The organism is Hoylesella timonensis 4401737 = DSM 22865 = JCM 15640 (assembly GCF_000455445.1).
Taxonomy (GTDB): Bacteria; Bacteroidota; Bacteroidia; order Bacteroidales; family Bacteroidaceae; genus Prevotella; species Prevotella timonensis.
Window position 1 is genome coordinate 22,989 of sequence record NZ_HG417095.1, and the last position, 18,534, is coordinate 41,522.

Annotated in this window: 17 protein-coding genes; all 17 read left to right on the forward strand. The window is 37.7% G+C overall.

Annotation, left to right across the window (positions count from 1 at the left end; genetic code table 11):
• The first annotated feature begins 11 nt into the window (after positions 1–11).
• The 17 genes from BN35_RS06890 (at position 12) to BN35_RS06970 (ending at position 18,515) form a co-directional block, all read left to right on the forward strand.
• Positions 12–1,079, forward strand: a complete 1,068-nt coding sequence (locus tag BN35_RS06890) for an acyltransferase family protein (protein ID WP_036893352.1) — start codon at positions 12–14, stop codon at positions 1,077–1,079.
• Positions 1,079–2,143 (forward strand): acyltransferase family protein, encoded by a 1,065-nt coding sequence (locus BN35_RS12810; RefSeq protein ID WP_025072215.1) that lies wholly within the window; start codon positions 1,079–1,081, stop codon positions 2,141–2,143. The genes BN35_RS06890 and BN35_RS12810 overlap by 1 nt, the downstream gene beginning before the upstream one ends.
• Positions 2,133–3,083, forward strand: coding sequence for a glycosyltransferase family 2 protein (locus BN35_RS06900; protein ID WP_025072214.1), 951 nt, complete (start codon positions 2,133–2,135; stop codon positions 3,081–3,083). Before BN35_RS12810 ends, BN35_RS06900 begins: the two co-directional genes overlap by 11 nt.
• Positions 3,071–4,189: a polysaccharide pyruvyl transferase family protein gene (locus BN35_RS06905; protein WP_025072213.1), complete on the forward strand. Its 1,119-nt coding sequence runs from the start codon at positions 3,071–3,073 to the stop codon at positions 4,187–4,189. Before BN35_RS06900 ends, BN35_RS06905 begins: the two co-directional genes overlap by 13 nt.
• Positions 4,177–5,154, forward strand: coding sequence for a glycosyltransferase family 2 protein (locus tag BN35_RS06910; protein WP_025072212.1), 978 nt, complete (start codon positions 4,177–4,179; stop codon positions 5,152–5,154). Before BN35_RS06905 ends, BN35_RS06910 begins: the two co-directional genes overlap by 13 nt.
• Complete coding sequence (locus BN35_RS06915) at positions 5,154–6,224, forward strand: EpsG family protein (protein ID WP_036893354.1); 1,071 nt, start codon at positions 5,154–5,156, stop codon at positions 6,222–6,224. The genes BN35_RS06910 and BN35_RS06915 overlap by 1 nt, the downstream gene beginning before the upstream one ends.
• 31 nt (positions 6,225–6,255) lie before the next feature.
• Positions 6,256–7,332 carry a glycosyltransferase family 4 protein gene (locus BN35_RS06920; RefSeq protein WP_025072211.1) on the forward strand — a complete coding sequence of 359 codons (1,077 nt, stop codon included), beginning with the start codon at positions 6,256–6,258 and terminating at the stop codon, positions 7,330–7,332.
• 31 nt (positions 7,333–7,363) lie between these two features.
• Positions 7,364–7,489, forward strand: coding sequence for a hypothetical protein (locus BN35_RS14125; protein WP_257009486.1), 126 nt, complete (start codon positions 7,364–7,366; stop codon positions 7,487–7,489).
• Positions 7,490–7,601: 112 nt separating this feature from the next.
• Positions 7,602–8,567 (forward strand): ATP-grasp fold amidoligase family protein, encoded by a 966-nt coding sequence (locus BN35_RS06925; protein WP_028901020.1) that lies wholly within the window; start codon positions 7,602–7,604, stop codon positions 8,565–8,567.
• Positions 8,568–8,789: 222 nt separating this feature from the next.
• A complete protein-coding gene (locus tag BN35_RS06930; RefSeq protein ID WP_025072209.1) occupies positions 8,790–9,674 on the forward strand; it encodes a glycosyltransferase family 2 protein in 885 nt (294 codons plus the stop codon).
• A gap of 188 nt (positions 9,675–9,862) precedes the next feature.
• Positions 9,863–11,278 (forward strand): MBOAT family O-acyltransferase, encoded by a 1,416-nt coding sequence (locus BN35_RS06935; protein WP_025072208.1) that lies wholly within the window; start codon positions 9,863–9,865, stop codon positions 11,276–11,278.
• A gap of 12 nt (positions 11,279–11,290) precedes the next feature.
• Positions 11,291–12,085 (forward strand): hypothetical protein, encoded by a 795-nt coding sequence (locus BN35_RS06940; protein WP_025072207.1) that lies wholly within the window; start codon positions 11,291–11,293, stop codon positions 12,083–12,085.
• Positions 12,086–12,204: 119 nt separating this feature from the next.
• Entirely contained in the window at positions 12,205–13,341 is a 1,137-nt protein-coding gene (locus tag BN35_RS06945) for a glycosyltransferase (protein ID WP_028901021.1), read from the forward strand.
• 206 nt (positions 13,342–13,547) lie between these two features.
• The gene (locus tag BN35_RS06950; RefSeq protein WP_025072203.1) at positions 13,548–14,585 is read left to right on the forward strand and encodes an NAD-dependent epimerase/dehydratase family protein; all 1,038 of its coding nucleotides are present in this window, start codon (positions 13,548–13,550) and stop codon (positions 14,583–14,585) included.
• A gap of 112 nt (positions 14,586–14,697) precedes the next feature.
• Entirely contained in the window at positions 14,698–16,014 is a 1,317-nt protein-coding gene (locus tag BN35_RS06955; protein ID WP_025072202.1) for a UDP-glucose dehydrogenase family protein, read from the forward strand.
• 659 nt (positions 16,015–16,673) lie between these two features.
• Positions 16,674–17,186: an acyltransferase family protein gene (locus BN35_RS06960; protein WP_025072201.1), complete on the forward strand. Its 513-nt coding sequence runs from the start codon at positions 16,674–16,676 to the stop codon at positions 17,184–17,186.
• A gap of 504 nt (positions 17,187–17,690) precedes the next feature.
• The gene (locus tag BN35_RS06970) at positions 17,691–18,515 is read left to right on the forward strand and encodes a glycosyltransferase (RefSeq protein ID WP_028901022.1); all 825 of its coding nucleotides are present in this window, start codon (positions 17,691–17,693) and stop codon (positions 18,513–18,515) included.
• The last annotated feature ends 19 nt before the right edge of the window (positions 18,516–18,534 follow it).

Genomic DNA, 18,534 nt, shown 5'->3' on the forward strand with positions numbered 1-18,534 from the left:
ATTCATATTTTATGGCTATCAAAAAGAGAGATTCTAATATTGAATTGTTTCGCATATTCTTGATGTTGATGATTATATCTCACCATTATGTTGTAAACAGTGGGATTACAGATTTGTTCAGATACGATGAAATTTCTGCAAATACAATATTTTTGGAATTATGGGGTTGGGGAGGTAAATGTGGTATCAATTGTTTCATTTTGATTACTGGCTATTTCATGTGCAGGCAGTCTTTTTCGTGGTTTAAATTTTTGAAGCTTGTTTTAGAAGTAGAGTTTTATAGTATAGGTATTTATTTGGTCTTATCATTATGTGGTGTGACCAACTTTAACTTTATTGAATTATCTAAGTCTGTGTTGATATTGCCAAGAGATATAGGGCATGGATTTACAGGAAGTTTCATAGCTCTTTATTTATTAATACCATATATTAATATGTGTATCAATCAGATGACAAAGAAGCAGCATTCTTTCCTTTTGATTATTCTTCTTATAATTTTTACACTTATTCCTACTTTCTTAGTTACGCATGTGTACGAATATCTTGGGTGGTATATAACAGTTTATTTGATTGGAAGTTGGATACGATTATATCCCCAGGAATGGATGACTAATCAAAAGAAAGTAGTTGTTATTTTAGTGATAAACTACCTGTTGGTTGTAGCCAGTATTTTGACAATGTTTTATTTTGGATTACAGAAACATCAAATCATTCAATGGGATATTTATTATTTTGTAAGCGATTCTAATAAAGTATTCGCTGTAACGATGTCAGTTTTATTGTTTTGTTTCTTTAAGAACATAAACGTAGGATACAGTAAAGCGATTAATAAAATAGCAGCTACTGTATTTGGTGTTTTCTTAATACATACAAGTGGCGATGCAATGAGACATTTTATATGGAATGATCTTCTTAAAACTCCTGAGTTCTATCATGCGGATTCATTATATCTACATGCATTTATTTCTGCATTAGGTGTATTTAGTATTTGTTCTGTTATAGATATGGGACGGATTATGTGGATCGAAAAACCAATATTAAATGCTTTGAAAAGTGTTAAATGTAAATTTTTACCTTGATGCTCACCGTTAGAAAAAATTATTTAACTCTTGTAAAGGCATTAGGAATTATACTAATGGTTATTGGTCATAGTGGATGTCCTGTCTTTTTACATAGATTCATTTACTATTTTCATATGCCTTTGTTCTTTGCTTGTAGTGGATATTTTTTCGGAATCATTAAAAATAGAGTAGACTTGTTAACGTTTATAAAAAAAAGAGTTTCTGGCTTATATATGCCTTATGTGAAATGGTCTTTATTGTTTTTAATAGCACACAATTTATTTTTTGAATTAAATATTTATAATCAGCTTTGGGGATATGACGGTATAGCTTTTGAAAAGTATGATTTTATACAAATTGTAAAACGAGCAGTTTTAATCCTATTCACAATGGATAAGCATGAGCCATTATTAGGTGGGTTTTGGTTTTTGAAAACCCTGTTCTTATCATCTATTCTAGTATCTTCTTTAGAGTTCCTTAGATATAAATTGAGTTTTAACGAATTCTACATCTGGTTATTTATCATTATAGGCATGCTTGTATCTAAAAACTACGATATTAATTTACCAATATTTGGAAATACTTCTATTATTTTTATGGGCTGTTTTTATTATATAATTGGCAACTATATAAAAAAGTTTCCTCATTATTTTTATCATGGTGGAATTAATCTAATAGCATTTATTACATTGATACTTGTGGCTATTTGGGGTAAAAGCATATCAATGTTTTGTCAATTACATGATTTACCAGTTTATATCTTGTTATCTATTTCTGGAATAACTTTTTCTTTCTATTTCTCTAAGCGAATAAATAAGCTGAATCCACCTCTTTTATTATATATCATTGGTGAAAAAACGTATATAATTTTGGCTCTACATTTTCTATCTTTTAAGATAGTAACTTTATTGTATATTTATATGAACGGTTTAGAAATAGAACAACTCTCTTCATTCCCAACTATTGATGCAAATAATAGTTTTCTATGGCTATTCTATTCTATTGTTGGTGTTATTCTGCCCATTTCATTTTTTAATGGGAATCTCCATATAAAGAAAGAAATTATACATAATGAAATTTAGCGTAACTATACCAGCATTTAAAGCAGCTTATTTGCAGGAGTGTATTGAAAGTATTATTGCCCAAACGTTCGATGATTTTGAGATAATAGTTGTTAATGATAATTCACCAGAAGATATTGATAGCATTCTTTGCAAGTTTGATGATAAGAGACTGAGATATTTTAGAAACGAAGTAGGATTTGGTGCAGAGCATGTGGTTGAAAATTGGAACAAATGTTTGGAATATGCTCATGGTGAATACGTTATTTGCATGGGTGACGACGATCGATTAAGACCTAACTGTCTCAGCGATCTTTTTGAGTTGATTGAAAAATATCCCATGTTGGATGTTTATTATTCCAGAACAGAATTAATCGATGAACATTCGCAAACTTATGTTGTTTATGATACCCGTCCCGAACGTGAAACGGTCTATGAAATGATTTATAACCGTTGGCACGGAGGAAGTATGCTTATAGGTAATTATTGTTATCGCGCTGACGCTTTAAGGAAACGTGGTGGCTTTTATAATTTACCGTTTGCTTGGGGATCGGATGCCATATCAGCATATCAAGGTGGTGAAAAAGCGGGAATCGCAAATACTCGTCAGGTGGGCTTTCAATATAGAACTAATAGATACAGTATAAGTAGAAAAGTTGATAACATAGCAGGAAAGGTTCGGGCTCTAACGCTACAACGAAAATGGTTTGAAAACTTTTTTAGTAAGGTTCCAGATAATGAAGAAGATAGAAAAATTCTTTGTTTATTAAGGAACGAATTAGACGAACATTTTCAACAAATGTTTGCAAGAGATATTGTGTATGGTATTTCTATTAGTCCTTTAAAACAGACAAGGTTTTGGCTGACTAATTCTTCTTCATATGGATTGAGTTTTGTTTTCGTGTTAAAGTGTTTTTGTAGAGGTATTTTTAATTTTATTAAAAACAAATGTCAAAAGTAGGAATCATAACATTTCATGCGTCATTTAATTATGGATCAATGCTTCAGGCGTATGCTCTGCAAACATTCCTTCAAATGAAAGGGCATGATGTTGAATTTATAAATTATAGGTCTCATTTTCAAAAGCAAATTTATTATAAACCATTTGATGTCCACTCAAAATATTCTTTATTGTCTAGTTTAAAGAGATTGTTGCTTTACCCATCATCTATCAAAGAGCTAACAAAAAAATGGTATCTATTTGATGAATTTCTTTCACATGATCTTCGTGTCTCCTCTTCTGAATATAATTCTATTGATGAGTTGAAACAGGCACATTTTAATTATGACATTGTTGTTGTAGGCAGTGATCAAATATGGAATAGCAATGCATCAGATTCAGGTGAGGCTTATTTTGCAGGTTTCTTGCCAAGCAGTGTCGAAAAGGTGGCTTATGGACCTTCGTTTGGGCAAACGCCAGAGAATAATAACGTTGATGTAATTCGGAACTTTCTAAAAGGTTTTAAAGCAATTTCTGTGAGGGAAGAACGAGCAAGGAAATTCTTGCAGGACAATAATATAGCTTCAGATGTTGATGTTGTATGTGATCCAACACTATTGCTGTCAGCTCATGAGTATGAAAAACTTATACAAGATGAACCTTTGATAAAAGGGGAGTATATATTTTTTTATACTCCTGTGGGTTTGCCTAAAGAGTATTTTGTTATAGTAAATAACTTGGCTGAGAAACTAAGTATACCTGTTTATACAGAACGGGCATATTATCCTCATGATTTGCGGAAATTTGCTAACATTAAGAATTTTCCCGCAGTTGGACCTTGTGAATTTCTTAATTTAGTAAAAAATGCCAAATACGTCTGTGGAGGTTCTTTTCATCTTCAAGTCTTTTCAATATTGTTCAAGAAAGATTTCTATTGTATCAATGTGGATCAAGATAGTCGGACAAATAATTTATTAACTAAATTAGGTTTAGAGAGCAGAATTATCAGTCTTATAAAACCTCAAATTGGAATTCCTCATAAAATAACAAACTATGAAAGTGTTTTTGAAAAGTTGAAGGCTTATAGGTCACATTCAATTGAATTTATTGACAAATGGATCAACTAACAACCCCTTTAGTCTCTGTTATTATTCCTATATATCAGGCAGAGAAAACACTATGTAAGGCTTTGGATAGTGTGTTAGGTCAGACTCTTACCGAGTTTGAGGTTATCCTGATAGATGACGGGAGTACTGATAATTCAAGATATATTTGTGATGAATATGTACGCACGGACAAGCGGGTAAAGGTTGTTCATCAATCCAACAAGGGTGTTTCTGCCGCACGACAATGCGGTATAGAACGTGCAAAAGGTGAGTATTCCATACATGTGGATCCTGATGATTGGGTAGAACCAGAGATGTTACAAGAACTTTATAGGTGTGCCAAAAGACATGATGCAGATATGGTGATTTGTGATTTCTATATTAATAGTCCTGTTAAGCAGAGCTATATTAGGCAGAAACCGTCATCATTGGAAAGTAGGGTTGTACTTAAAGAAATATTTGATCATCTTATGGGATCTTGTTGTAATAAACTCATTAGGACAGCATGCTATCGTAAATATAATATTTCGTTTCCAAATGAAGTGTCTTTTTGTGAAGATGAATATGTTATTTGTTCACTTCTTACGAATGATATCAAAGTGGATTATTTACCCAAAGCTTTTTATCATTATGTCAAAGATTCTGCGCAAGGAACGCTTTCCAAACACTATGACAAGAATTCACTTCACAAAGATCTGCAATTAAGAGAACTCTACGCAATTCTTTTACAAGGAACTGGTGTTGAGGAGCATGCTTATCAACGTAAGTCTGCTGCCATGGTTTCAAGAGCCTTCATTTTTGGCAAAGAAGTATTTACTTCAGCAGAATTTCATAAAATATTTTATAGGTACAAAAATATTATTTGGACTTCGCCATATTCTCTTTTTGAAAAGATACTTTTGTATGTCTCGATGCTTGGTTTTTATCAACCTACCATAAAAATAGTATCTGCTCTTATTCATTTCAAGCATAAACTTTTGTCGTGATGGTTGTTCTTTTTGCTTTATTTTATTTATTTTGCTTTGTACTGGTTATTCAGAATAAAGTAAAATACCAGCATAAGGTTCTGATTCTGGCTCTGTGTGTACTTACATACGCCATTGGTGTTCGGACGGCATGGCCAGATGAGTTGGTGTATCAGATAGCTTTTGATATGGCGCCACTGCCATGGGATTTCTCTTTCAATGCTAAACCATTTGGCTATGCCGAATCGGGATATTGGTTTTTGGCATCATGTGTCAAGGTAATAGTTGATGATAATCGATTTTATTTGTACGTCATGGGTGGATTATCTATGTTTTTATTGTATAAGAATCTACAAAGATATTCTGTGTTTCCTTTGATAGGACTTTGTGTCTATATAGGTCGCTTTTTGCTTAATCGTGATTTTATACAGATGCGTTCTTCGTTAGCAATATTGTTGGTTTTGCTTGGAATATACCTTATCAAAGAACGAAAGATGTGGCACTACCTCTTGTTGGTTTTTGTGGCTTACCAATTCCATCATATGGCTATTATCGGGTTACCACTTTATTTCCTTTGTCTGTTAAAATTGAAAAAGAGCCACATCGTTATTGGATTGGTTCTGGCTTTTATTGTTTCTCAGGTAATGTTCTCTTCAATTGCCAATTTTGTTGAGGCGTATAGTGAAGACTTGCAATATTCTACTTATACAGAGGGAATGTATGTGGATGATGCGAAAGGACTTGCAAATCCTATGATTTATTTTCAAGTTTTCATTTTGTTGATGTTTACATTTATGGAAGATAGGTTACGGTGCTGTTCATCGTATTATGGCATATTCCGCACGGGCTATTTTTATTCTACATTGTTTCTAATCATCTTCTGCAACTATACTGCTCTTTCTGGCCGCACCTCAACCATGTTTGCCACCCTGGAAATCTTTATGCTCCCACTTATGGCGAAATCTCTTTCAAAGAAATGGCGCACGATTTTTTTACTGGCTTGTGGAGTCGTGTTTATCTATTTCTTCCATGATAAGTATAGCAGTGCCATGATAATGATGAGAGGTGAACAGATATTGCAGCAATTATAGGCATCTTTTTCTTGTTTCGAAAAATAAACTCATGAAGATATTTATTGTCTGTAGCAGATTGTCGTATGGGGGTGCCGAGCGTGTGGGCGTAATGCTCGCTAATGGCTTGTCCGTTTCTCATAGCGTATATCTCATATCTAATACTTTTGAAGAGTCAACGTATGAAGTTGAGAGTAGTGTACAGCTCTTGCCTTTATTTTCAAGTATATCTTCTAAAATTGATAAGTGGGCAAGTACGTTGCCAAATATTCGTAAATACGCCAAAACTTATCGACCAGATGTAATTATTGGTATTATGGAAACATGCAGCTTGGTTGCAAAATTGGCTACGATAGGATTGAGCATTCCTGTTATCATGACGGAGCATTATGCCTTTGACCGACCAAATGATGCCGAACTAAATAGGATAGAACGGTTCTCTAAATTTCGTTTAAATAAATTATATGATTGCGTGACTATACTAACAAAAGCTGACAAACAGGTTATTGGGAACCGATTAACAAATGTGGTTGTTATGCCCAATCCTCTTTTTTTAGAGCCTGTTAATGATGTCCCCATTAAAGAGAAAACAATCTTGGCAGCTGGAAGACTTGAAGCCTGGTTTGTAAAAGGTTTTGACATCTTGTTAAAGGCTTGGGGAACAATAGCCAAACAATATCCTGATTGGATTTTGGAAATTGCTGGAGAAGGGAAAAAAGAAGATTTAGAGTTGTTGCAGGATATTGTTCGGAAATCAGAAGTTGAAAATCAAGTAAAATTCTTGGGATATAAAAAAAATATTGTTGATAGATACAAGCAATCGGCTATCTTTGTTTTAAGTAGTAGATACGAAGGCTTTGGATTGGTTCTCATTGAAGCTATGTCTCAGGGATGTGCTTGTGTGGCTTGCGATTTCAAAGGGCGGCAACGGGAGATTATTCGTAATGATTCTGAAGGGTTAATTTGTGTTCCAAACGATGTGGATGCATTAGCTTTAGCAATCAAAAAAATGATAGATGATGATGTTTATCGACAAAAAGTTCAAGAAGCTGCCATTGAACGTTCTAAATATTATACAATGGATAAGACGATAAAAAGATGGGAGGAATTGTTGAAAAAAAGTAGTTAAACATTTTTAGAAAGACACTATATAATATCTTATGATACGAATTCACATCTTAGGCGACTTTGTTTCTATCGGTGAGGGAATTAAGGCCGTAAAAAACAATACTGCGGTAGCGGAGAATATGGTGGAATCTTTCCGCCAATTATTTCTCGTAGCCTAACTACTTAAAGCATATATAGGTTTTTTATTTAATCACGCAACAATTTTATTGATAACACACATTTCTAATAAAAGAGTATATAATTATAACAGAGCATTTAAATAGATTTAGAATGAAAATAAAAGAGACGTTATTTTATAACAACTTAAAGCGTTGTTATTTCCGTATGAGAGCTTTTCTTATACCCAAAAAAATATATGCATATATTAAATATTATGTCCTATATCATAAGAAATTAAGTATTGACAAGCCACAAACGTTTGACGAGAAAATTTGGTGGTTGAAACTTCATTATTTCAATCCCCTTATGACCATTTGTACGGATAAATATTTGGTAAGAAAATATGTTGAGAAATGTGGCTTACGCGATATCTTAAATGAGTGTTATGCGAGTTTTACAAGTGTAGATGATATAGACATAGAAAAGCTACCGAATGAATTCTTTTTGAAGTGCAATCATCTTTCAGGTGGGAATATAATTTGTACGAAAGATAATTTCGATAAAGAAAAAATAAAAAAAATATTTAGACCTTTACTTCGTAATAACTTTTATTATTATGGTTTTGAATATAATTATAAGTATATAAAGCCTCAAATCGTAATTGAAAAAATCTTAAGACCTCTTGACGGAAGTTCTCTTTTGGATTATAAGTTTATGTGTTTCGCAGGCGTTCCAAGACTTTTATTCTTGGATATTGGCGCTTGTGACAAAGACGGAGGACATTCAGAGCATTATTATAGAGATGTGTATGATATGCGATTTAATTTGCTTGAAATAAAAGAAACACGTGATAACTTTCTTGATGATTCAATTCAAAAGCCTAAGAATTTTGATTATATGATAGAATGTGCAAAAATTCTTTCAAAGCCATTTCCACACTGTAGAGTAGATTTGTATAATGTAGATGGAAAAGTGTATTTTGGAGAAATTACGTTTTTTCATGGGTCTGGTTATAATCATATTGAGCCACATAAGGCGGATTTGGAAATTGGAAGCTGGATACCTTTAGATAAAAGTTATCCTATAAAATATGGGTTGGAAGAAGTTGAAAAAGCATTCTTAAAACTTACTTCGTAATATATAATAAATAGGTGAATTTGTTGTAGTAAATTCTGATACGGATATAAAAATAAACCGCATACATCCATGCTTGTCCGCTGAAAAAAACAATCTCTTACAATAATGTGTGTGTAGCATCGGAGTATCACGGACTGTCACAGAATAAAATAAATCTTTGTGCTCGTGCTTGTCCGTTGCAAAAATAAGTTGATGTGCTTTTAAGTACTTGCTTTTTACAACATGCCCCTTGTTACAGTTTTTACTTCCACATATAATCGTGCTTATTCATTGCCAAGATTGTATGAGAGTTTAATACATCAGACCTACACAGATTTTGAATGGCTGGTTATTGACGACGGCAGTATAGACGATACAAAAAGATTGGTACAGCAGTGGGCACAGGAGCAGAAGATAACGATACGGTATTATTATCAGGCGAATGGTGGCAAGCACAGAGCAATCAATCGTGGAGTAGAGCTGGCACATGGTGAGTTGTTCTTTATCGTTGATAGTGATGACTACCTTCCCACCGACAGCCTTGCCTTGTTGGTTATCTATTATCAGCAAATAAAAGACAACAGCAGGTTTGCTGGTGTTGCAGGTATGCGGGCATACCCTCATGGCGAACGAATTTGTAAACGATTCACTACCGATGTATTGGATGCTGACAGTGTAACATTTCGGCAGAAACATAAAATGCGTGGCGATATTGCCGAAGCTTTCAAGACGAATGTACTGCGTAAGTATCCTTTTCCAGAATTTATTGGCGAGAAGTTCGTTACCGAGGATGTGGTGTTTAATGAGATAGCCAAAACGTATTTGTTGAGACATTTTAATGCCAACATTTATATTTGCCAGTATTTAGAGGACGGATTATCACATCATCTTCGACAGCTACATCGTCAGTCGCCACAAGGAACCATGCTGTATTATTCACATCAGATATGTGATGAACGCTTTGGTGTGCAACGGCATGTGCTTGATGCCATTAGCTTTTGGAGATATCTTGTTTGTTATCATGGCAAGAAGTCACGGCTTCCTTGGTGGTGCTACCTTCTTAAATCTGTAGGTTACCTTTTTTACCTGTACGATGTTCTGAAGCACGAGAATGCTGAGGAGAATTAACCCCGTGCTTGCCCGTTGTTATACTGTGTGCGTAGCATCGGAGTATCACAGACTGACACGGAATAATATAAAATCAGTGAATTTCCGTGTTCATCCGTTGCAAATAAAAATATCTATCTGTTGCGAAAAGAATATTTGCCCGTTGCGAAAACTACTTATAAACGTATGATAGCATTTTTATTAGAATCATGTTAGTAAATTCTTTCATTTTTTGGTTATTCTTTATAACCGTGTTGCTGTTGTACTATCCCGTTGCGGGGCGAAAAAGTCAGTGGCAGAATTTGTGTCTTCTTGGCGCATCCTATTTCTTCTATGGATACATTCATGTGGGCATGGCAGTACTGTTGGCTGTTGTAACCCTTGTTTATTATGTTTTGGGACATGGTGTAGCAAAAGGTAAAAGCTCTTCGTTATGGTGTGGCATAGGGGTGTCATTGGGTGTTGGACTTTTGGCATATTTCAAGTATGCCAATTTTCTGTTAACGCAAGTAGCTGCGGCTTTTACAAGTATAGGCGTGCCGTTTCATTCCATGACGCTCAAAATACTCGTGCCAGTAGGAATTTCATTTTTCACGTTTAAGCTGATATCCTATCTCGTTGATGTCTACAAGGGCAAGATGATGCCTGTAGACAACATGGTGACGTTTGCAGCGTGGGTGTCTTTTTTCCCAACTATTATGTCGGGACCTATAGACAGGGCTATAGACACTGTTCCGCAGCTCGAAGAGAGACGAAAATGGTGTGATGCAAACTTGATTGAGGGACTTAAACGCATACTTTGGGGAATGTTCTTGAAGATGTGCATTGCTGACAAAGTTGCACCCTATACTGATGCCGTGTTCAACAATTATGGCTTTCACTCTGGATTGACGATAGTCGTTGCCGCTTTTCTATATTCTTTTCAGATATATGCCGACTTCTGTGGTTATTCCGAGATGGCTATAGGGGTTGCTAAGATATTAGGCGTTAAAGTTCCCGAGAACTTTCTGCGTCCCTATTTTTCCACTAATGTAGGTGAAGTTTGGCGCAGATGGCACATGAGTTTGATGTCTTGGTTCAAGGATTATATCTACATCCCTTTGGGAGGCAGTAGGTGTTCCGAAGTAAAGACGGGCAGGAATACGTTGGCGGTGTTTGCCGTGAGTGGTTTGTGGCATGGTGCCAATTGGACATTTATTTTTTGGGGATTGTATCATGGCATATTGGTCTTCATGAAAAGAATTTGGACTAAGCATGTAGGACGAATAAGTACAAGGGCTGTTGGCATACCACCGTTTATTGTAAAATATAGTCGTATAGCCCTCACATTCTTTTTGATGACTTTAGGCTGGATGCTGTTCAGGGCAAATTCGTTAGACCAATTCTGGGGCATGCTATTGCGTGTGAATGCCTCTGGTGGCTTGTTTTTTAGTTGGGCACTCACTGCCGTCTTGCCAATCTGCATTTTGTTTTTCAAGGAGTTGAAAGACGAAGAGGGATGGAACGTGCATTTTTTGCATGCTTCTAATCCTTATTTACAAACGGTGAGCATGGCATTGTTACTGGTGTATATTATTTATACAGGTGAGTTAGAGGGAGCGAAGTTTATTTATTTCCAGTTCTAAAGACACGGTTTTATGAAGAAGGTATTCATTGGCTCTCTGTTTTTGTTGTTAGTTGTTTTGTCAGATATTTGCGTCGGTGGCATTACAAGAAAGGTTATACTAAATGTACCCGATGTAGGTGTCAACCAAACTAACAGTGTGCAAGCCCTCTTTCATCGAAAAGCAGATGTCCTTGTTTTGGGACCGTCAACCGCAAATCACCATTATGACACCCGATTGCTGCGTGACAGTCTGCGTATGTCTGTCTACAATGCAGGCTTTGATGGTAAAAACATTCAATACAGTGCCATGGTGTTTTACTCGTTTCTCCAGCGATGCAAGCCCAAAATAGTATGCTTGGATTTGGGACCATCTATGTTGAGCGATGAATGGAATGGATCGATAGGCGAGATGAACATTTTTTATAATATGTCGCCAGTTGTTCACCATATCATCAATGAGAGAGCGACAAGCGTGCAAAAAATAAAGCTGTGTTCAAATTTGTACCAATGCAACAATAGTTGGCAGTGGTTGTTGCATGCGTATTTGCAACATGGTGAAAGCACGACAGACGGCTATCGACCTTTGGATGTTGTTTCATCCAACCAATTCAGAGTAAAGCACATGCCGTATGAACAGTTCCGTGTAGACAGCGTCAACTTACGGTATTTAGACGAAATAGTCAACAAATGTAAACAGAGAGGAATAAAAATTATCTTCAGTGTTTCGCCATCGTTGGTTGTCACCAAGCGCAGCGAGTTTGAGCGCTGGATAAGAAATTATGCAGCACGGCATGGTGTAGACTTGTTGGATTTGCAAGATGACTAACGTTTCTTAAAACATCCAACATTATTCTATGACTATACACACCTTAATTGTCAAGGTGCGGTATTGTTTTCACAAATCATCGTTGACCATATTTGTCAGTCAATGAAAAAAGCAAGTCAATGAAAATTATATTTACTTTAGCTTCTTTGGGCAGTGGTGGTGCAGAACGTGTGGTAAGTCTGCTCTCTGGCGACTTTGTAGATAGAGGTCATCAGGTGGAGATAGTATGTTTGCGGTACAGTGACTATTATTATAAGGTGAACAAGCGAGTGAAGGTTGTAATGACCGCAAACGAAAAGTCTGCCAAGGGCACGGATGAACAAGTTACAGAAGAAGACAGTAATGTAAGATTTGTAGAGAACCTACAAGGTATGAACAGACGAAGGGCTTGGCTTAGAAACCATGTTTGCGAGGAAAAGCCCGATGTCGTGATTGCCTTTACAGAAGGTGTCTACCTGTTTACCATATTGGCATTGCTTGGAACGCATACGCCCATCATATCCTCGGAGAGGATAGACCCACGCACACAACCGTTGGTGCGTCGATTGCTAAAAGTCTTTGTCTTGCCCTTTACAAATGTCTTTGTGGTACAAACACAAGCCATTAAGGATTACTTTCCGCATTGGATACGTAAAAAAACTCATATTGTTTTCAATCCCGTAAGGGAAGAAGCCCTTAAAGAGGTGGATAGTACAAAGGTGCATAAAACCAAGGCCATCATCTCTGTGGCACGTCTCTATCCACAAAAACGGCATGAAGTATTGATAGGAGCGTTTGCCAAGATAGCCGCCAAGCATCAAGCTTGGAGACTGGTCATCTATGGAGAGGGGCCCGAACGAGGACGGCTTACCAATTATATTAATGAGATGGAAGACATGGTGCCAGGATTGTCGAAGCGAATAATGCTGCCAGGTAAGACAGCGGAAGTGGTAGAACGACTCCGAGAAAGTGCTGTCTTTGCGCTGAGCAGCGACTCAGAAGGTATGAGTAATGCCATGATAGAGGCTGTGTGCGTGGGGCTGCCTATCGTGACGACACGGGTGTCGGGAGTTAAAGAACTGGTTCATGAGGGCGAAAATGGATATGTAGTGCCATGTGGGGACATTGACCAAATGGCAGAGAGTCTGGATAGCTTGTTAGACAACGAGTCTCTGCTCCAACAATTTGGGCAGAACAGCAGGAAGATGAGAGAACAATTCCGAATAGAAAACATAGCTGCACAATGGATGCAGATAATAGAAAATATAGTCAAATAAGGGCGGTTCTATAAATTAGCTTTGACAGATTGCGGAGCTATTTTTGGTTCAATTTACTTGTGAGTGAAGGAGTATAGCGAGCTATACGACTGAAAGAACAAGTAAATTGAACCAAAAAGAGACCGCAAGATGACAAAATGTAAAAAGACTAACATGTAAAAACTTTACGGCGGTAATTTATAGAACCGCCCATAACCTATCAAGATATGAAAATTCTTATAACGGGTGCGGCAGGTTTCATTGGCTCGAAGCTAATGTATGAACTTGCACAGCGAGGTGACTTTGTTGTGGGCGTTGATTGCATCAACGATTATTATGATGTCCGCATGAAGTATGGGCGTCTGCAAATGTGTGGTTTCAATGAATATGACGTTTCTTGGCATCAGAATATCGTACAGAGTTCAAAATTTGAGAACTGCTTGTTTGTGCGCATGGATATTGCAGACAAGGAAGCGATGGAACAACTGTTCTTGCGTTATCACTTCGATAAGGTGATGAACCTGGCGGCTCAAGCAGGGGTGAGATATTCCATACAAAATCCCTTTGCCTACCTGCACAGCAATCTTATTGGATTCCTGAATGTGTTGGAGTGTTGTAGAAACCATGAAGTAAGCCATTTGGTTTTTGCCTCTTCGAGTTCAGTGTACGGGCTTAACGAACATGTGCCATATCATGAGGACGACAAGGTTGACTCACCAGTGAGCATGTATGCCGCCAGTAAGAAGTCTAACGAGCTGATGGCTCATGCGTATGGCAAATTGTACGGATTCAGTGTAACGGGACTTAGGTATTTTACCGTTTACGGCCCTTGGGGACGTCCCGATATGTCGCCAATGTTGTTTGCCAACGCCATATCCAAGGGAGAACCTATCAAGGTGTTCAACCATGGCGACATGATACGCGACTTTACCTACATTGATGATATAGTCAATGGAACGATACGAGTGATAGATTCTACTTTGAACGCAGAGGACTGTCCTCACCATGTGCCTTATAAAATTTATAACATAGGCTGTTCGCATCCCGTAAAACTCATGGATTTCATTGCGGAGATAGAGCAGGCTTTGGGTAAGAAAGCCGAAAAAATATATTTGCCTATGCAGCCAGGGGATGTGTATCAGACCAATGCAGACACCACACGACTGCAGACAGAGTTAGGTTATCAGCCGCATGTTAGTTTGCACGAAGGAATTGGCAAGTTTGTGGAATGGTATCAATCAGATCAGAACCCATTGAGAGATTAATTCGTCAACTTATCAACTTGTCAACTTGTCAATTTGTCAACTCGTTAACTTGTCAACTTGTCAACTTAATAACTTAATAACTTACCAACTCATCAACTTAAAAACTCACAACATGAACATAGCAATAGTAGGAACAGGATATGTAGGTTTGGTTAGTGGAACCTGTTTTGCAGAAATGGGTGCCAACGTAACCTGCGTAGATGTAGATCAAAAGAAAGTAGACATGCTTTTGAAGGGCATTGTACCCATTTACGAACCGGGCTTGGATGAAATGGTGCAGAGAAATGTAAAAGAAGGAAGACTACATTTCACCACAGATTTAACATCTGTATTGGAAGATGTGGAGGTCGTTTTTTCTGCCGTAGGCACACCTCCCGACGAAGATGGAAGTGCCGATCTTCATTATGTGTTGCAAGTGGCGCATACTGTTGGAGCCAATATCAACAAATATACAGTGTTGGTGACCAAGTCTACCGTTCCTGTCGGAACTGCTAAGAAAGTCAAGGCCGCTATACAGGAAGAACTTGACAAACGTGGTGTGGATATACCCTTTGATGTGGCAAGCAACCCCGAGTTTCTGAAAGAGGGAGCAGCCATCAAGGACTTCATGAGTCCTGACCGCGTCGTCGTAGGAGTGGAAAGCGAAAGAGCCAAAGAACTGTTGGTGAAGTTGTATCGTCCATTTATGATGAATAATTTTCGTGTCATCTTTACAGACATACCTTCGGCGGAGATGATTAAATACGCAGCCAATTCAATGCTCGCCACTCGTATCAGCTTTATGAACGATATCGCCAACTTATGTGAGCTGATTGGTGCCGATGTCAATATGGTTCGCAAAGGAATAGGTGCTGATACACGCATTGGAAATAAATTCTTGTATCCAGGTTGTGGATATGGAGGGAGTTGTTTTCCAAAAGATGTGAAAGCACTGATAAAGACAGCCGAGAAGAATGGTTACGACATGAAAGTGCTAAAGGCGGTAGAGGCTGTGAACGCATCGCAGAAAGAAGTTGTTTTCAATAAACTGAACAATTACTATCAAGGCAAGTTGAGAGGAAAGAAAATAGCAATGTGGGGACTTTCCTTCAAGGCAGAGACAGACGATATGCGAGAGGCAACCTCGCTTGTAACTATTGAGTTGTTGAAACAGGCAGGTGCTAATATTTGTGTCTTCGATCCTGTTGCCATGGAGGAATGTCAGCGTAGGGTAGGTGATGCTGTAGTTTACGCTACAGATATGTATGATGCCGTTCTTGATGCCGATGCATTGTTGGTGCTTACTGAATGGAAACAATTCCGTCTGCCAAGCTGGGGAGTTGTGAAGAAATCTATGAACACGCCTTTGGTTGTTGACGGAAGAAACATCTATGTTCCAAGCGACATGAAGGCTCTCGGATTTGAGTATCACAGCATAGGAAGGAAGTAACTCAAGTTTTGGATTTAGATTTGGTAATATTTGCTGAACGAACGCACGAACTGTGCGTCCCTACCGTAATGAGGTCACGAGTTCTTAGCTTGGTTTTTTTCTGATAAAGAAATTAGTGTTTTTTGTCCTGTTATTTTACAAAAAAACGACCATCTTAAATCTCCAAAATAGAAAAATTTAATAGGCAAACACACAACAAAAACGGGCTGATTTTAACAAAATAAATGTCTTTTCAAGCTGAAGTATTGATTTAACGCTCTTGAAAACACGCATTAGGGGTGTTATCTACATGTAATAACCGCATTAAAGCATGCAAATTGCAGGCTTATCTCAATGCTTTAGCCGCAAAAAACTGATAAAATTAGGAAAGAAAAGAGATAGTTTTGTTTTAACATGCTCAATAACAGCAAATTACAAACATTGCTCATATCTCGCGTATTTGCGACCAACTTTGCCGTTGGTTGTTTTTACGCAAGTTATGAGAGGCACTTTGTAAAGATAATTCAGTATTTATGAGTCTCAAATATATCATATCTCCAATTTTATATACACTGTTTTGTGAGCGTATTTTGAAGATAAATCCTTCTTAAATAAACAAACTTTGGTTGTACCTTTTAATAAAAACATTTTCTGAAACTCGAATAGATAGATAATCTCTCATGGAGAAGACACGTATTTTCTATATTGATGCGCTCAAAGCATTTGCAATACTTGCAGTGATAACAGGTCATTTGCCATCTTATTGTTACTATGGTTGGAATATTGAACCCAATCCCAGCAGTTTAGCGGCATTCGTGAGTTTGTTCCACATGCCTTTATTCATGCTGCTCAGTGGACTTGTAACAAATGTACAACGGTTTTCATTGGTAAAGAAAACAAAGTTGCTGATTCCTTTCTTTGTGTTTGGACTGCTGTTTACTTATACCATGGGGAGTGGCAATGCCATATATTTCATTATTAATGAGGCAAAGGCGGGTTATTGGTTCTTGTGGGTATTACCTCTTTACTTTTTGCTGTTGCATGTGACACGAAAGTTACACCTGCCTTTCATTGGCGGAGCTGTCGTGGTGCAAGTGTTGCTGATGGTACTTCATTTCTATTTCAGGCGTACTGAGGTGGGTACCACCTTATCCACCGACCATTTGTGGGCTTTGTGCCTTTCTTTTCATTAGGTGTGTTTTTGAAAAACAAGGAATGGCAGCATTGGCATGTCAATAAGCTGATACCTGTGTTTGCAATATTAAGTATTGCTTCGTTAATAACCCTTAATAGAATAGGTGGGGAGAATGAAATATTGTTGAAGGTGTGCACGATTTTAACTGGTTTACCTTTGTGCTTATTCTTTTTGTTTTTGTTTGTTTGGTTAGAACAACAATACAAGGGTAAGACTTCACGGGCAAAAAGTGTACTGAAGTGGACTGGAACTTTGATAGGGACGAGCACATTGCAGATTTATGTAATTCATTATTTCTTGATAATGCCTTTCAATCTTAAAATGTTTGGCAATTATATGGTAGAAAATAACTTAGTAGCGTTGGAGTATTTAATAAGTCCTTTGTTGTCCGTGATAATAGCTATCCTTTGTGTGTACATCTCAAAGGCATTGTATGCAATGCGGTTAGGATTTGTTTTTGGTAGATAATGATGAACGCTGGGACTAAAAAAAATAAAAGAGCATGAGTAAGTTGAAGTTTTCTGTCATCATGTCGATTTATAAGAACGACAACCCTGAATATTTGCAGGTGGCTTTGGACAGCATCATTCATCAAACGCTGGTGCCAGACGAGATTGTGCTGATAGCCGACGGTCCTGTACCACAATCATTGATAGATGTGGTGGAGAATACGAAAGCTCGGTTTGCGGACTTGCATGCTTATTATCAGGAAAAGAACAGAGGATTGGGTGGAGCGTTGCGCATTGCCGTGGAAAAGGCACAGTATGATTATCTTGCTCGCATGGACAGCGATGACATTTCGTTGCCCGACCGTTTTGAGAAGCAGATGAGATGTTTTGAGGAAGACCATGAGTTGGCGGTAGTAGGGGGGATGATAACCGAGTTTGTCGACTCGCCCGAGCATGTGGTGAGCAAGCGCATATTGCCTTTGGATGACAGCGGCATCAAGCGGTTTATGCAGTCGCGGTGCGGCGTGAATCATGTTACGGTTGTCATGAAGAAAAGCGAACTGCTGCGTGCCGGCAATTATCAGCAGGATTTCAAGCAAGAAGATTATTATCTTTGGGCGCGCATGATTGAGGCTGGATGCAAGTTTCGCAACATTCCCGACATTGTGGTGAACGTGCGTTCGGGCAGAGACCAGTTTGCACGAAGAGGCGGCATGGCGTATTACAAGGATGTGCTTGCCTTGAACAAGTGGATGTGGCAACACGGACTCATATCCCTTCCCAAGATGATATACAATGATATGGTGCGTGGCACCGTACAGTTCCTTCTGCCCAACAGTGTGAGAACTTGGGTGTATCAACGCTTTCTGCGAAAATAAAGCTAAATATTCGCTTCTA

Excerpts from the sequence above, each read along its gene's own strand:
- BN35_RS06890 (WP_036893352.1), top strand. The coding sequence starts at position 12 with ATGGCTATCAAAAAGAGAGATTCTAATATTGAATTGTTTCGCATATTC.
- BN35_RS12810 (WP_025072215.1), top strand. The coding sequence starts at position 1,079 with ATGCTCACCGTTAGAAAAAATTATTTAACTCTTGTAAAGGCATTAGGA.
- BN35_RS06900 (WP_025072214.1), top strand. The coding sequence starts at position 2,133 with ATGAAATTTAGCGTAACTATACCAGCATTTAAAGCAGCTTATTTGCAG.
- BN35_RS06905 (WP_025072213.1), top strand. The coding sequence starts at position 3,071 with ATGTCAAAAGTAGGAATCATAACATTTCATGCGTCATTTAATTATGGA.
- BN35_RS06910 (WP_025072212.1), top strand. The coding sequence starts at position 4,177 with ATGGATCAACTAACAACCCCTTTAGTCTCTGTTATTATTCCTATATAT.
- BN35_RS06915 (WP_036893354.1), top strand. The coding sequence starts at position 5,154 with ATGGTTGTTCTTTTTGCTTTATTTTATTTATTTTGCTTTGTACTGGTT.
- BN35_RS06920 (WP_025072211.1), top strand. The coding sequence starts at position 6,256 with ATGAAGATATTTATTGTCTGTAGCAGATTGTCGTATGGGGGTGCCGAG.
- BN35_RS14125 (WP_257009486.1), top strand. The coding sequence starts at position 7,364 with ATGATACGAATTCACATCTTAGGCGACTTTGTTTCTATCGGTGAGGGA.
- BN35_RS06925 (WP_028901020.1), top strand. The coding sequence starts at position 7,602 with ATGAAAATAAAAGAGACGTTATTTTATAACAACTTAAAGCGTTGTTAT.
- BN35_RS06930 (WP_025072209.1), top strand. The coding sequence starts at position 8,790 with ATGCCCCTTGTTACAGTTTTTACTTCCACATATAATCGTGCTTATTCA.
- BN35_RS06935 (WP_025072208.1), top strand. The coding sequence starts at position 9,863 with ATGTTAGTAAATTCTTTCATTTTTTGGTTATTCTTTATAACCGTGTTG.
- BN35_RS06940 (WP_025072207.1), top strand. The coding sequence starts at position 11,291 with ATGAAGAAGGTATTCATTGGCTCTCTGTTTTTGTTGTTAGTTGTTTTG.
- BN35_RS06945 (WP_028901021.1), top strand. The coding sequence starts at position 12,205 with ATGAAAATTATATTTACTTTAGCTTCTTTGGGCAGTGGTGGTGCAGAA.
- BN35_RS06950 (WP_025072203.1), top strand. The coding sequence starts at position 13,548 with ATGAAAATTCTTATAACGGGTGCGGCAGGTTTCATTGGCTCGAAGCTA.
- BN35_RS06955 (WP_025072202.1), top strand. The coding sequence starts at position 14,698 with ATGAACATAGCAATAGTAGGAACAGGATATGTAGGTTTGGTTAGTGGA.
- BN35_RS06960 (WP_025072201.1), top strand. The coding sequence starts at position 16,674 with ATGGAGAAGACACGTATTTTCTATATTGATGCGCTCAAAGCATTTGCA.
- BN35_RS06970 (WP_028901022.1), top strand. The coding sequence starts at position 17,691 with ATGAGTAAGTTGAAGTTTTCTGTCATCATGTCGATTTATAAGAACGAC.